This is a genomic window from Rhodopila sp. (assembly GCF_965277825.1).
Lineage (GTDB): Bacteria > Pseudomonadota > Alphaproteobacteria > Acetobacterales > Acetobacteraceae > Rhodopila.
This window is the reverse complement of the sequence record NZ_OZ255846.1, coordinates 844,235-858,813: the sequence shown is the minus strand read 5'-3', so window position 1 is coordinate 858,813 and position 14,579 is coordinate 844,235. Positions and strand designations below refer to the sequence as shown.

The window sequence follows — 14,579 nt, the reverse complement described above, 5'->3', positions numbered from 1 at the left end:
GTGCTGATTCGTGCCCCGCCGCTCGATCAGGTGCCGGACTTGACGGGAGCAGCCTGGGCGTCTCGCAGCGTGACATGGGCACCGGCCTGCAGCCGCGACTGACCGGTTGCGACGACGACCGCGCCATCGGCGAGCCCACCGGAGACAACGTAAACGTCGGCCTCCTGGCGGCCTACCTGGATCGGCTGCACCGTTACGGTATCGTTCTGCTCCACCTGGTAGACAAAGAGACCCGCGGGGCCGTGCTGCACCGCCGATGCCGAGACGGTCACCACGTTGGCTTCGGTTCCCAGCCGCAACCTGGCGTTGACGAACTGACCGGGCCAAAGCGTTTGTCGGTCGTTGGGGAATTTCGCCTTCAGCTTGATCGTTCCTGTCGTGCTGTCGATCGTGTTGTCGGGCGTCAGCAGAACGCCACGGCCGAGTTCGGTTAGGTTATCGCTAGCATAGACCACAACGTCGAGCGGGTGTTTCGCCATCGCCTGCATGATCTGCGGCAGATTGTCCTGCGGCAGGGTGAAGGTGACATTGATCGGCCGGATCTGGGTCACCGATACGATCGGGGTCGCCTCGGCCGAGTGCACGATGTTGCCTGGATCGACGTTGCGCAGACCGATGCGCCCGTCAAACGGTGACGTGATGTAGCAAAAGCTGAGATTGAGCTGAGCGGTCTCGATCCGGGCATCGTCGCCCAGCAGTGCGGCGGAGAACTGCTTCACCATGGCCTGTTGGGTGTCATATTGCTGGTGCGACGCGAAATCCTGCCGCACCAGGGAAGCGTAGCGAGCAAGATCGGCCTGTGCGTTTGAAAGCTGCGCCTGGTCCTGCTGTTTCTTGGCAACCGCCGAATCCAGGGCGGCTTGATAGGGACGCGGGTCGATGACCGCCAGCAGATCGCCCTGCTTGACTTCCTGCCCCTCCTTGACCGGCACCTGGGTCAACGTCCCGTCAACGCGGGGACGAAGCTGAACGGCGTAATAGGCCTGCACGGTGCCAAGCCCACGCAGCCAGATCGGGACATCCTCGCGGACCGCCTTGATGACCGTCACCGGAACTGCCGGACTTTGCAGCTCGGGTTGCGCGACACCGGGGACCGAGAGGCAAGCGAGCAAAGCGACAGACATCATGCCGCGCCACAAGGAGCGCCATCCAGGACCAGCCTTCCGCACCATCCTGATTTGCCCGATCACCAAAAGTTCGTCCCAGAGCGCCGCCCAGTTCCAGCTTGAACAGCCGTAATCAACCCAACCCGTGCCTATCGCAGCGCATCATTGATTAAAGTCCAATTAATCACCAGAGACAAAATTCTTGGCCACGGGGCACCGTTGGTCACATTAAACGACATTCTTCGGTCGCTTGAACGAGTGACCGGCGCCCGGGACGTTTACGCGGCGCGGGCAGCGGTGCGCTCCTGGATCAACCGCCTGGTCAGCGGCAGCAAGTCGTGACCATAGGCGATGTTGTCGGCGAGCGGGTTGAAGCCGCGGATCAGGAAAGTGGTCACGCCAAGGTCGTAATAATCGCAGAGGGCCTCGGCCACCTGTTGCGGGGTGCCGACCAGGCTGGTGGAATTGCCGCTCGCGCCGGTCAGCAGAGCGGCACCCATCCACAGCCGCTTGTCGAGCCGCTCGCCCCCTGCAGCGGCTGCCAGCAGGCGTTTCGACCCCTCATTCGCCGGGTTGCGGGGACCCAGGCCGGCCGCCGCCCGACGCTCGATTATGCGTTGCTTGATCGACTCGGCACGGGCCCAGGCTTCATCCTCGGTCGGGGCGAGGATCGGGCGCAGCGACAGGCTGACCCGGACCGTACGGTCGTGCTTGGCAGCCTCGGCGCGCAGCCGAGCGGTGATCTCGCGCACCTGATCGTGGGTTTCACCCCACAATGCGTAGACGTCGGCATGCTTGGCGCTGACCGCGATTGCCGCGGTGGAGGCTCCGCCGAAGTAGATCGGGATACGCGGCTGCTGCACGCAGCGCTGCGCCGTGGAGGCGCCGGCGAAACGGTAGAACCGCCCATCGTGATCGACGGTCGGGCCTGGTTCAGTCCAGATCCGCTTCAGTATCGACACATATTCGTCGGTGCGCGCGTAACGCTCCTCCTTGGCCAGGGTATCGCCGTCGCGGAACTGATCGGTATCGTCGCCACCGCTGATGACGTGGATCGCGGCTCGGCCGCCGGTGATCTGGTCGAGCGTGGCGAACTTGCGGGCTGCCAAGGTGGGGGCGACGAAGCCTGGCCGGTGGGCGACCAGGAAGCCCAGCCGATCGGTGTGCGCGGCGGCGGCGGCGGCAACCAGGAAACCATCCGGTCCGTCGGAAAAGTAGCCGACCAGGACCTTGTCGAAGCCACCATCCTCGGCCGCCTGCGCGAAGTCGCGGATGTAGCCGCGGTCCATGATGACCGGCGGCGGCGGGATGATCTCCGACGCCTCGCGGTGGTGGATCATGCCGATGAATTCGACGGTCATTGCGGTGCCTTCTGAAGGATCATCGTAGTCAGTTCAGTCTGGGCCGGACGGCCTACAAGGTCGCGCCGCCGTCGATCGCGACCTCGGCACCGGTAATGTAACGGCTTTCGTCGGAGATCAGGAACAGCACGAGGTCGGCGACTTCCTCGGGTGTGCCCATGCGTTTCATCGGCACGGCTTGCAACCGCCGCTGGTTCTGTTCCGGGGTGCGGACTTCCAGCATCGGCGTGTCGATCGGGCCCGGGTGGATCGAGTTCACCCGGATCTTCCGCGGTGCGAGATCGATGGCGGCGGCCTTGGTCATGCCGCGAAGCGCCCATTTGGTGGCGCTGTAGGCAATCGCGCCGGGCGAGCCGCGCAGGCCGGCAACGGACGAAACGTTGACGATGGCGCCGCCGCCGCAGCGCTCCATCAGCGGCACGACCGCTTTCATGCCGAGGAACGGACCAAGCTGGTTGATGCGTATATGCTGCTCGAACAGCGCCGTGTCGGTCTCCATCAGGGTGCGGGGCTGAAAGATGCCAGCGTTGTTGATCAGGCCATGCAGGCCGCCGAGGGCGTCGGCGGCAGCCACAGCCTGGAGCCAATCGGCTTCGCTGGCAACGTCATGACGCAGGAAGACGGCGACGTCCTTGCCAAGTTCCTCGGCGAGTTGACGGCCTTGGGCTTCCAGCACGTCGGTGATGACGACGCGTGCGCCCTCGCGGACGAACAGACGCGCCTCAGCTGCACCCTGGCCGCGTGCGGCACCGGTGATCAGTACGATTTTGTTGTGCAAACGCGGCATCGAACGGATCCTCCCGGTTTCGCAGGAGGAAATGCGGCAGCGGTTGGGTTGTCAACTTCGGTACGGTTGAACGCGTCGGACAAGCGTTGGGCCGCCCGCCGCTAGTGGTCGACCCTCAGGAGGAGCAAGCTTTGCCGCCGCTGGGGTGATCGCCCGCGGCGGTCGCCGCCGACTGGGTCATGAACTCGCCGGATTTGGTTTTGCCGTAATAGCGATCGCCCGGGCAGTGGTAGACCTTGCTGGCGCTATTGACCCAAACTTGGCCGGGACCACCGACCTTGGCCGAGGCGGTGCTGGATGATCTGCCGGGGATACTGGGCGGCGGCGATGCCGGCGCGGCAGTGGCCGAGCGAGAGGCCGGCGCGGTGGCAGGCGCAATGCCGGGCGCCGCTGCGGCGGCAGTGCCGAAGGAGGCGACACCCTTATGCCCGCGGCAGGCGCCGGAGCGAGTGGTTCCGGAGAAACTCGTGCCGTCCTTACAGGTGGCGGTCACCGACGCCGTTTGCCCGTAAGCGATGGGGGCCAGCAGCAGTCCGGCTCCCATCATGGCAGCGAAAAGTGCAGGTTTCATGACGACTTCCTTAAAGCTCCGGCCGAACCGTGGTGGAATTCGCCGGCTATCGGCAAGACAAATGCGCTTCAAAACCGATCACAAATAGGACTATTCGGATACGTCATTATGCTGGTGGCGGAGTTTTACTTGCGATTAGTTGAGGCAAATTGGGTCTGATAAGTGCCCCGGTCTTGCCGGACCGGCAGTGGTGTGGTTGCGGGTCGAGTCGGATCGATGCGCCACTTTGCTATTCCGCCGTCCATCCGCCATCCACCACGAGCGCGGAACCGGTCACCAGGGCCGCGGCGTCGCTCGCCAGAAACACCACCGCGCCCATCAGATCCTCGACCGTGCCCAGCCGCCCCAGCTTGATGCGGCGCAGAACGTCATCGCGAAACGCCTGGTTCTGGAAGAACGGCTTGGTCAACGGCGTGTCGATGAAGGTCGGCCCGATGGAGTTCACCCGAATGCCCAGCGGGGCCAGATCGATCGCCATGGCCTTGGTCAGGCCCTCGATGCCGTGCTTTGTCATGCAGTAGACTGTACGCTCGCCGCCTCCGACATGGCCCATCTGGGACGAGATATGGATGATCGATCCACCCCTGCCGGCAACCGCCATTCCGCGCGCCACCGTTTGGGCAACGAAATAGGCCGCTCGCAGGTTCAGATCGGTGATGGTGTCATAGTCGTCCTCGGTCACCTCCAGGAAGCTGCGAGGCCGGTTGGTGCCAGCGTTGTTGACCAGGATTTCGAACGGGTCGGCGGCGCCGATGACGGCGCGAACGGCCCCCAGGTCGGTGACATCCAAAACCAGTGGCGAGGCTTGGCCGCCAGCATCTCGGATTTGCCGGGCGACAGCGGTGATCTCGTCGGCGCTGCGGGCGATCAGGGTGACGTGGGCGCCGACCTCAGCCAGCGCGGCGGCGGCGGCCAACCCGATGCCGCGACCCGCGCCGGTAACCAGTGCGCGCCGGCCGTCGAGGCGCATGGAGGGGAGGCGAGGCAGGATCATCGATCGGGCTCCGATTGCTGGTCATGCCGGCAGCAGATCCTCCAGCTTCCATTCCTCGGCGGATGCACCGGCCAAAGCCTGGATGCGGGCTTCGTCGGCGCGTAATTCCGCGGCCGGTCCGGAGTAGACGATCTGGCCATTTTCCAGCACGTAGGCGTGGTCGGCGATTTCCAGGCTCATGCGGACGTTCTGCTCGACCAGCAGCACGGAAATACCTTCGGCGCGCATTTGCGCGACGATGCGGAACACCTCCTTGACGATCAAGGGGGCCAAACCCTGACTCGGTTCGTCCAGCATCAGCAGCGTCGGGTTCAACAGCAGCGCTCGGCCGATCGACAGCATTTCCTGCTCGCCGCCGGACAATTGCCGCCCGAGGTTCTGCTTGCGCTCCCCGAGGCGGGGAAACAGTTGGTAGATCCGATCGAGCGTGAACGGACCTGGGCGCTCGATCGGGACCCGGAGGTTCTCGTCAACTGTCAGGTTGGCGAAGACCCGGCGCCCCTCGGGGACGTAACCGACGCCGGACGCCGCGACGCGATACGACGGTTGGCCGGTAATGTCCTTGCCGAACAATGAGACGCGTCCTGAACGTGGCGGGGTGAGGCCGACCAGGCTGCGTAAGGTTGTCGTCTTGCCGGCTCCATTGCGCCCAAGCAACGTGGTGATCTGGCCCTCAGCAATTGTCATACCGACATCGTGCAGGATGTGGCTCTTGCCGTAAAACGTGTTCAACCCCTCGGCTGTCAGCGCGCTCATTCGGCTTTTCCCAGATAGGCTTCCTGCACGATCGGGTTCGCAGCGATTTCGCCCGGGGTGCCTTCCGCCAGCAGTTTCCCCTCGCCCAGCACGGTAATCTTGTCGGCCAGGTTGAAAACCACGCGCATGTCATGCTCGATCAGGACGATCGTGTAGGCGCTATTCTTGTGCAGACGGCGGATCAGGTTGGCGACGGCGAACGTCTCATGCTCGCCCATGCCGGCGGTGGGTTCGTCCAGTAGCAGCAGCCGTGGCTTCAGGGTCAGTGCGGTGGCGATCTCGGCCGCGCGCTGGTCGCCGTGGGAAAGCTCACCGACGAGACGATCCGCCTTGCCGGTCAGGCCGGATTGGGTCAGTGCCTCGTCGATGGCTCTGCTGACCTCGGCGCTATGGGTGGCGCCCAGCCAGAAGCGTTGACGCAGGCCCTGGGCGCTTTCCACGCCGATGCGGACGTTCTGGCGCACCGTCAGTTCGGGAAAGATCTCGGTGATCTGGAAGGTGCGCGCCATGCCCCGGGCGACGCGATCGGCCACCGCCATCTTGGTGACGGTGGCGCCATCGAACACGATGTCGCCCACCGTCGGAGCGAAGTATCCGGAGATCATGTTGAAGAACGTGGTCTTGCCGGCCCCGTTGGGACCGATGATGGCGCGCAGTTCTCCCGCCGCCACCTGCATCGAGACGCTGTTGACGGCGACCAGGCTGCCGAACCGCTTGGTCACGTTACGGACGTCCAGCATCGTCATCGACCGCCGCCGCCCTGGAACACGCCGAGGATGCCTCGGGGGAAGAACAGTACGACCAGGACAAAGATCAGGCCGACGAAAGACATCCAGTTGACGGTCATGGACGAGATGTAGTCCTGCAGCACGACGAACACCGCTGCCCCGACCAGCGGGCCCCAGAAGGCGCGCATGCCGCCCATGACGGCCATGATCACGATTTCCCCCGACAAGGTGTAATGCAGCCCCATCGGATCGGCGAAGTTGTTCAGCAGCGCGTATAGCGCGCCGGCCAGTGCGGTAAACGCGCAGGAGATCGAGAACGACATCCAGATATGCCGCTCGATCGGAATGCCGAGGAAGCGCGCGCGTCGTTCGTTCTCGCGGATTGCCAGCAAGGTGCGGCCGAAAGGTGATGCCAGCAGCAGGCCTTGCAACGCGGTTGCGACCGCGAACACGGCGAGCAGGAAGTAGTAGAAGGCAAGATCGCTGTTGGCGATGTCGATGGTGGCAAAGCCAAGGTGCAGCGGCGCGCGGGAAAAGCCGCGCAAGCCGTCGTAGCCGCCGGTGAGGCTGTTCCAGCTATAGGCGATGTAGAAGGCGATCTGGCCGAAGGCGACGGTCACCATGGCGAAATAGACGCCGCGCCGGCGCACGATCAGCAGGCCGAACAAGGTGCCGGCTAGTCCGCCAAGAAGCACGCCGGCCAACATTGCGAGCGGGGTGCTGGCGGTGAGGTATTTCAGCGTCAGGCCCGCGCCGTAAGCGCCGAGGCCAAAATAGGCGGCATGGCCGAAGCTCATGACGCCGGTGAAGCCCAGCAGGAGGTTGAACGACATCGCGGCAAGACCGAGCACCAGGACGCGGCCGGCCAGGGCGGTGTAGCCGCCGAGCATCGGCAGCCAGAGAGGAACGGTCAGCAGCAGCGCCCACACGATGACGGCGGTCAGCCAGGAACGCGCCGGGGCGGCGGTTACCGGCACGTCGGCGGTGGTGACGCTCATGTGAGCATTCCTTCCTCGCCCATCAGCCCGCGCGGTCGCACGACCAGGACGACGAGCATGATGACGTAGATCACGGCTTCACTGGCGGCGGGCCAGAAGACGGTGGTCAACGCGCCGGCAACGCCGATCAACAGTCCTCCCACCAGGGTGCCGGTCAGGCTGCCGACGCCGCCGACGATGATGGCGATGAAGCTGGGCATCAGCAGGTCATCACCCATGTTGGGGTTGAGACCCAACTGGCCGGCCGCGAGAACGCCCGCGACACCCGCCAACAGCGACCCGACCGCGAAATTGAACGATCGCAGCATGCCGACATTGACCCCGAGCGCGGCAACGGTATCGAGATCGAGCGTGCCGGCGCGGATGCGGATGCCCACACGGGTGTAGCGCAGGAAGGCAAACAGCCCGGTTACCGCGGCGATCACGATCGCTACCATGAAGACGCGATACCAGGTGATGAAGAACAGATCGGCCGACAGCGGGGCGGCGAGCACGTCAGGAATTGTCATCGGCAGGCCGTTCGGCCCCCAGATGTAGCGCATCACGTCCTGCATGATGAACGCGAGGCCGAAGGTCAGCAGCAGGCTGTAAACCGGGTCGCGGGAATAAACGCGGCGGATCATCAGGCGCTCGATAATGAAGCCGAAGATCCCGGTCAGGATGGGGGACACCACGAGCGCGCCCCAGAACCCGATGAACGGCGTCAGTACGAAGGCGATATAGCCGCCCAGCGCGAGGAAGTTCCCGTGGGCGAAGTTGATGACGTTGGACAGATTGAGGATCAGCGATAAGCCCAACGCCATCAGCACGTAGAACGCGCCGATGATGAGACCGTTCGTGATGTTGAACAGAACGAGTTGCAGCATCGGGCGCCCCTTAAAGAGTCACGGTTCAGGGCGCGGGCGTCAGGACGGATAGACCAGCTTGCAGCCGGTGTCAGACACCGGACCGGCGGCTTTTTCGCCCGGCACGACGTTGGTCACCTTGAGCACGTTGTCGGGGCTGTCGGTCGGCGGATGCACGTCGCCGACGAAGATGTTGGACATCAACTGGTGGTCGCCGGCGCGGTAGGAAATGGTGCCCGGCTGCGCCGCGATGTCGGGGGGGAGTTCCAGCCCCTCCATCGCGTGCGACATCTTGACGCCGTCCAGCGACTTGGCTTTTTCGGCAGCCAGGCGAACGGATTCGACCGCGACCATTCCGAACCAATGCCGCGCGGACGGTGTCTTGCCGGTTGCCTTGCGGAAGTCCTTCACGAACGCCACGGCTTCCGGCACGTTCGGCTGGTCCCACCACCACTCCATCGCCCAGGTGCCGGACTGGGCTTCCTTCGGCACCGCCTTGATAGTCTCGAGTTCGAACAAAGCGCCGCCCAGGTGCATCTCGGTCTGCATGCCGAATTGGGTGAACTGTTTCATGCAGTTGATCTGCGCCAGACCCCCCATGTTGTTGAGCAGCACGTTGGGCTTGTAGGCTTTGGCCTTGATCAATGACGCCGAGAAATCCGAGGTGTTGATCGGCAGCATCTCAGCCTGGTATTCGCCGCCGAGCGCCTTCAGGTTCTTGATGAAACTATCCTGAAGTGTATGGCCGTACGCATAGTCGGGGGTGATGAAGAAAAACTTCTTGCCGAACCGCCTGACCAGCTCGGCGGTAACAGCATTGGCGTCCATCGACGTTGTATTACATATGCGAAAGACGTTCCACTTGCAGTCCTTGCCGGTGATCGGATCGGTGTGGCCGCCGGGAACGATCTGGAACACCTTGGCTTCGTTGGTCACCTGCGACATGGCGTAGGCGATGCCGGAGTTCACGTCGCCGAAAATGACGTCGACCTTGTCGCGCTCGATCAGTTTGTGGGTCTTCTGCACACCGGTGCCGACGTCGTTGGCGGAGTCCTCGACGAGGAGCTCAACCTGCCGACCCAGTATCCCGTTGTTTTTGTTTATTTTCGTGACGGCATACTTGGCGCCCTCGACCTCACTGGCGGCGAGCGCGGAGAGGATGCCGGTGAGCGGGTCCACCATTCCGATGCGGACCGGGGTATCGCCGCGGGCGCGAATGAACGGCGGCGCAGCAAGCGCGGTGATTGCCAGGCCGGATTTGAGCAGCGCCCGGCGGCGAACCGCAAACATGGATGTCTTCATCTTGTCGCTTCCCGGTAAAACTTTATTGGTTTGGCATCACATTAGACCGCGTGCTGATAGCAGACCTATTTTGGCGCGTCGAGTGAGGATGTGAGCGCTCCCACGACTGTGCGCTGCCATCGACCGTTCGAACTAAAGCAGGCGGCGCAACATGCGATGCAAGCCGAGCCGATGACGCATGATGAGGTAGGCGAGCGGTGGAACCCGCAAGAGTGGAAGAAAAAACAGTTGCAACAAAAGTCGGTCCGACAACCGTAGGTGATTTATGATAAATTTGAGATTCGCCAGGGCGATGGTCTGCTGCCGCCGGGTGCCCTTCAGGGTGGCCTTACGCATTTCTCCGGCCATGGTGCGAAAGAACCGTGGCGCGATCATGTCGCGTACGTGATGTCGGTTCCTGTCATGGTCGTTTGGGAAACGCTCGATAAGCTTCCTGGCATAGATGGCTCGACTGGTCGCCATTCTGGGGGAGTACGAACTACTGCCCTGAAAGATCCGCCACCTCGAGAGAGCGACCGGGAGGTAAACGTTATCAAAACAGGCGAGAAACATCCGCAAGAACAGGTCGTCATCCTCGTAGCCAGAAAGCCGTTCGTCGAATCCACCTACCTTGAGGAACGCCTGGCGCGAAAGCAATGACGCGGATGGCAAGACAAACATGTCCTCTTTCAAGCAGGAAGCCAGGTCTCGCTTTGGGTGGGCAGACTTGAAAGGCTTGAGGATGTCATGGGCGATCATCTCGCCTGCTTCGTTGATCTCGTCCAGACTGCTGTAGGCCCAACCTAGTTCGACCGGGCGAGGTTCGAGGAATGGCTTGACCAACTCGGAGAGATGATTTGGATACCATGCGTCGTCTTGGTCCAGAAACGCTATCAAATCGCCATTGGCATGATCGACCCCCACGTTTCGGGCCGATGATTGACCGCCGTTTTCCTTGCGCAGCAATCGAATCGGATACTGCTTTGCCATTTCAGCGACCACCCCGGGGCCTTCGTCAGTCGAACCGTCGTCCACGACTATGACTTCGTCGGGAACCCGATTTTGGGCAAATATACTTTGCAGAGCTTCGCGGATGAACCTGGCGCCATTGTACAAGGGCACGATCGCAGTGATCAAAACGTCTGCTCGGACCGGAGACATGTTCCGATGTCGCGACCCGACGCCTTCAAGGAATGCGATGTCCTTGATGGATGCCTCGATCAGATCCGGCTCGCCGTGGCGAAGCGCAAACCGAGCCTGCTGGACGGCCTGAGGCAGGAACCGATGCGCTATGAGATCCCGTGCCGGGAATCGTGAAAGCGTCGGCTCGTCTGGAAACGAACGCAGGAGTTTTCGAGCGTAAGTCATGCAGGTCGCTGCCCTGCCCGGTGCATATGGCGTGCTGCCGCTGTATCCGCGCCATTGAGTTAGCGGCTTGTCGATATAGACGTTGTGGAATCCGGCAACGAAAAGCCTGACAAACAGATCCTCATCCTCGTATCCGCAAAGCTCCTCGTCGAAGCCACCAATCGCCTCGAACGCGGCGCGGCCGATCATCGACGCCGACGGCAGGACCAGCATCTCCTGCCCGATGCACTGGTCGAGCCGCAGCTTGGGATGGTTGCCGGGGGAACCCGACAGCACCGCCCTAACCCTCAGTTGGCCCGTGGCGTCGATCTCATCGTGGTTGCTGTATGTCCAGCCCAGCGGGGCGGCGGAATCTTGCAGAAACGGCCGCCGCAGTTCCCTGAGATGATCCCGATACCAAACGTCGCTTGGGTCGAGCAGCGCTATCAAATCTCCGCTAGAAGAATTAATACCTAGGTTCCTTGCCGCCGATGTTCCGCCATTCTGATGGCGCAATAGGATCAGCTCCTGTTTGGCTGCGTATCGTTCGACGATATCGGGACCATGATCGGCTGACCCTGCGTCAACGACAATCACTTCGATGGCTGCAAGGCTTTGGGAAAAGACACTGTCCAACGCCTGCTCGATAAACCGCGCGCCGTTGTGCAGCGGAATGATCACCGAGATCGTTGACTGAGGCGGCGAACTCATGAGTTTGTTCGTAGCAGCTAAGAGCGTCCCACGGAACCAGTTCGGCGCGCCTGATACCGAGCCCGTCAGCGGCCGCGGCAGAGCAGCCGCCGATCGCGTCCACGCCGTGCGTGGGGGCGCCAATTCGGATGTCCCTGACAACATCTTTCCCAGTGGCGGGTTTTGTGGCATCAACCCATCACGCCGGTTGCCGTCAATACTAGCGAGCCTGAAAATGGAACTGACATGGCTTGCAAGGCGATGGCGCGGATCGGTGGAGCAGTGAGAGCATCGTTACTTGGATCGTAAACTGCGCCTGCTCGGGACGGTGAACCGCTCGCAGCAGATCCTGGAGTTGGGGCCTGGCTACAGTCCGGTCGCTGCCAAATCGGCGGGCTGGCGAACGCATGTCGTCGATCATGCGACACGGGATGAGCTGCGCGCGAAATATGCCTCGGCGGATGTCGACATCGATTTGATTGAAGAGGTTGACACGATCTGGCGCGACGATCCGTTGCACGAAGCGGTTCCGGCGAACCTGCTGGACCGCGTCGATCTGCTGATTGCAAGCCACGTGCTGGAGCACATTCCTGACCTGATCGGGTTCTTCAACTCCGCCAGTCGCCTAGTCCGGCACGATGGTTCGCTAGCCGTGGCGCTACCCGATCGGCGCTATTGTTTCGACTGCTTCAGGCCGGTTAGCACGACCGGGGCGCTGCTTGAGGCACACCAACGCAAATTGACCCGCCACAGCTTGAAGACGGCCTATGATCACATGGCTTACTCGGCCACCGTCGGCGGCCAACTTGCCTGGGGCCCTCATCCGGTCGCAGAGCCCGTGTTAATGGACCCCTTCGAGGCCGCGGCTAGAACCGTCACACTGTCCGATGATCATCAGGATGGGCCGTATCATGACTACCATGCCTGGCAGTTCACGCCGGCTGCATTTCGCCTGGTCATGCTCGAAATAGCCGCGCTGGGGGCTTCGGACTGGCGGGTGACGGACCTGCACGGGCCGGAGAATTTCGAGTTCTTCGTAGTCATGCGCCGTGACAGCGTCAGGTATTCTGACCCGGTCAGCCTGCAGCAAGATCGGCAGCGGCTGCTGCTCGCTCACCTCGCGGAGACGCAGGAACAGATCGATTTTATCCGCGGGACTGCAAGAGCAGCGGCTGACGGCACGGTCGCGGATTACGAGGATCTGGTTGCCAAAGTGGCTAACCATGATCGCCGGTTGCAAGAACTGGGGGAGACGCTGGCGTGGCAGCGCGCTGCCCTCGGTTATGTTCGGCGGGCCTGGCACAGACTGCGCGGCAAACGGTCAGGTCACCGTCGATAATTGCCCACACATCAGGCCGCCAGCTCCGGTGCAAGGTCGCGATCACACCTTGGGAACATACATGATATCGTTGTTCAAGGAGGACGTGGTGCCGAGATTGGTGAAGGTGATTTTGGTTTGGTCAGAAAGGGTCAATGTGACGCCGGTCGCATCCTCGGTTGCCGCGTTCAGCAGACTTGATGCCGTTTGTCCCGCTGCGTAGCCCAGCAGGAACAGCGAATCACTTGGGCTGAAGTCAGTGATATAGTCGTGCGCGCCGCCGGTCGCCGCGGAAAAGAACGCGAATGAGTTGGACCCCGCGCCGCCGGCCATGGTCTCAGAGCCGCTTCCGGCCAGGAATCCGTCGTTGCCCGAACCGCCCTGCATCGAGACGTTGCCGCCGACACCACCCGAAAACAGGTTGGTCATCGTGGAGCCCGCGGCGTTAAGCGTCTCGTTGCCTCCAGCTCCCACCAGCATGGCGCCAGTCTGATTGCCGAAAAAATTGACGATGCTATTGGCGCCGCCAAAAATCGTCGCGGTCCCGGCACCGCTGGTAACCGTCGATGAATTGCCAGCACCGGCCGACAACATGACCCCACCCGCGCCGACCGTAACCTGCTCGGTGCCCCCCGAAGCGCCGATGATCGTGGACGCTCCGGCTCCGCCGACGAAGCTGACAGGCCCGGTGCCACCGAACAACAGCGGGTTGCTGAGAGCGTTGATCGTTTCGGCTCCGCTGCCACCAAGCAGTGTGTCTGAACTGCCGGTGACAATCAGGTTGCTTAGCGCCTGCGCACCGACCGCCATGTCCTGGCTTCCGGCAACCGTAACGGTAGCGTCACTATCCCAAGTCGACACTGTCGATTGAGCACCGCTGAGCGACACGGTCAGCAAATCCCCGGCCCCGGCATTGCCCATCACGAGGCTTCTGGACCCGGCCGAATCCACGGTCGTGAGCCCGATGCCGGCGACGACGGTGTCCTGCCCGATGCTGCTGATCGAGTTGACGCCGGTCGCGAAGATGACGTTGGCACCGGTGTCAGTGGCGATCGTGCCTTGCCCCGACGCCGAGACCGTATCGTTACCCGGCGCCGTCGAGATCAGGTAGTTGCCGCTGGCGTTGACCAGGTTGTTGCCATTTTCCACCGCCACCGTGCTTTGGCCAGTGAGGTTGATGGTTCCACCGACTGTACTGGTGATCAGCGCCGTGTTCGCCGCGGAAATCGTGCTCGGGCCACTGGCGAGTCCAACGACGTAGGAATACCCGGTCGGGACGGTCGCGTTGCCCACGCCACCGTTGATGATCAACTCGTTCTGGGCGCCCAGAGTAGTCGGTGCCGGTGCAGCTGGCAACGAGGTCATCGTGCCGTTCGTCACCTGCAAGTTGCCACTGCCTTGGAAGCTCGACAGAAGGGCTCCGATCTGCGAAGCGAGGTGCAGAACATCCCCGGTGCCGTATGCTACCGTGACCGGAGTGTTCGGGTTAGTGCCCGGTACTGTTACGTTTGACGAACCTGACATTTTGTACTCCGTCGCACGATTTCGACCAAAGCTCGTCCGGCCTTCCGTCGTTCCGGGCTGTCTATCGACAACAGGTCGCTTGGCGCAATCTTTTTCTCACTGCGCCGTGAGCATCATCGGCCTTCGCGGCCGATCTGTTGTGTTAATGCCGCATATATCGGTCCCGGTCCGATCTGGTGACTTCAATACGCTATAGGATTATTTAGTCCGTCGTCGGTGCCGGGCGCGGTAGCCGTTTTATGGCATGCCGGATCTTGGTCAACACCGCCTGCG

The 14,579-nt window shown here is 62.4% G+C and carries 13 protein-coding genes; 1 reads left to right on the top strand and 12 read right to left on the bottom strand.

The genetic code is table 11. The features are described from left to right. Positions 1 to 26: 26 nt before the first annotated feature. From ACQY4T_RS04540 to ACQY4T_RS04490, 11 genes are all read right to left on the bottom strand, one after another. Complete coding sequence (locus ACQY4T_RS04540) at positions 27 to 1,127, bottom strand: efflux RND transporter periplasmic adaptor subunit (protein WP_428538271.1); 1,101 nt, start codon at positions 1,125 to 1,127, stop codon at positions 27 to 29. A gap of 257 nt (positions 1,128 to 1,384) precedes the next feature. Further along, positions 1,385 to 2,467 (bottom strand): LLM class flavin-dependent oxidoreductase, encoded by a 1,083-nt coding sequence (locus tag ACQY4T_RS04535; protein WP_428538268.1) that lies wholly within the window; start codon positions 2,465 to 2,467, stop codon positions 1,385 to 1,387. 52 nt (positions 2,468 to 2,519) lie between these two features. Next, the gene (locus tag ACQY4T_RS04530) at positions 2,520 to 3,254 is read right to left on the bottom strand and encodes an SDR family NAD(P)-dependent oxidoreductase (RefSeq protein ID WP_428538265.1); all 735 of its coding nucleotides are present in this window, start codon (positions 3,252 to 3,254) and stop codon (positions 2,520 to 2,522) included. A gap of 115 nt (positions 3,255 to 3,369) precedes the next feature. Continuing rightward, positions 3,370 to 3,825, bottom strand: a complete 456-nt coding sequence (locus ACQY4T_RS04525; protein WP_428538262.1) for a hypothetical protein — start codon at positions 3,823 to 3,825, stop codon at positions 3,370 to 3,372. 229 nt (positions 3,826 to 4,054) lie between these two features. Next, positions 4,055 to 4,819 carry an SDR family NAD(P)-dependent oxidoreductase gene (locus ACQY4T_RS04520; RefSeq protein WP_428538259.1) on the bottom strand — a complete coding sequence of 255 codons (765 nt, stop codon included), beginning with the start codon at positions 4,817 to 4,819 and terminating at the stop codon, positions 4,055 to 4,057. A 21-nt stretch (positions 4,820 to 4,840) separates the two neighbouring features. Next, entirely contained in the window at positions 4,841 to 5,575 is a 735-nt protein-coding gene (locus ACQY4T_RS04515; protein ID WP_428538256.1) for an ABC transporter ATP-binding protein, read from the bottom strand. Beyond that, positions 5,572 to 6,321: an ABC transporter ATP-binding protein gene (locus ACQY4T_RS04510; RefSeq protein ID WP_428538253.1), complete on the bottom strand. Its 750-nt coding sequence runs from the start codon at positions 6,319 to 6,321 to the stop codon at positions 5,572 to 5,574. Before ACQY4T_RS04510 ends, ACQY4T_RS04515 begins: the two co-directional genes overlap by 4 nt. Beyond that, positions 6,318 to 7,301, bottom strand: a complete 984-nt coding sequence (locus ACQY4T_RS04505; RefSeq protein WP_428538250.1) for a branched-chain amino acid ABC transporter permease — start codon at positions 7,299 to 7,301, stop codon at positions 6,318 to 6,320. The genes ACQY4T_RS04510 and ACQY4T_RS04505 overlap by 4 nt, the downstream gene beginning before the upstream one ends. Next, positions 7,298 to 8,167, bottom strand: a complete 870-nt coding sequence (locus tag ACQY4T_RS04500; RefSeq protein WP_428538247.1) for a branched-chain amino acid ABC transporter permease — start codon at positions 8,165 to 8,167, stop codon at positions 7,298 to 7,300. The genes ACQY4T_RS04505 and ACQY4T_RS04500 overlap by 4 nt, the downstream gene beginning before the upstream one ends. Positions 8,168 to 8,206: 39 nt before the next feature. Beyond that, positions 8,207 to 9,448 (bottom strand): ABC transporter substrate-binding protein, encoded by a 1,242-nt coding sequence (locus ACQY4T_RS04495; RefSeq protein ID WP_428538244.1) that lies wholly within the window; start codon positions 9,446 to 9,448, stop codon positions 8,207 to 8,209. A 132-nt stretch (positions 9,449 to 9,580) separates the two neighbouring features. Next, positions 9,581 to 11,485: a glycosyltransferase family 2 protein gene (locus tag ACQY4T_RS04490; RefSeq protein ID WP_428538241.1), complete on the bottom strand. Its 1,905-nt coding sequence runs from the start codon at positions 11,483 to 11,485 to the stop codon at positions 9,581 to 9,583. Between the two features lie 277 nt (positions 11,486 to 11,762). On the opposite strand from ACQY4T_RS04490, the gene ACQY4T_RS04485 reads away from it, so the two are divergent. Continuing rightward, entirely contained in the window at positions 11,763 to 12,803 is a 1,041-nt protein-coding gene (locus ACQY4T_RS04485) for a class I SAM-dependent methyltransferase (RefSeq protein ID WP_428538238.1), read from the top strand. A 42-nt stretch (positions 12,804 to 12,845) separates the two neighbouring features. Here ACQY4T_RS04485 and ACQY4T_RS04480 read toward each other — a convergent pair whose 3' ends face one another. Then, positions 12,846 to 14,306: a beta strand repeat-containing protein gene (locus ACQY4T_RS04480; RefSeq protein WP_428538235.1), complete on the bottom strand. Its 1,461-nt coding sequence runs from the start codon at positions 14,304 to 14,306 to the stop codon at positions 12,846 to 12,848. Between the last annotated feature and the right edge of the window lie 273 nt (positions 14,307 to 14,579).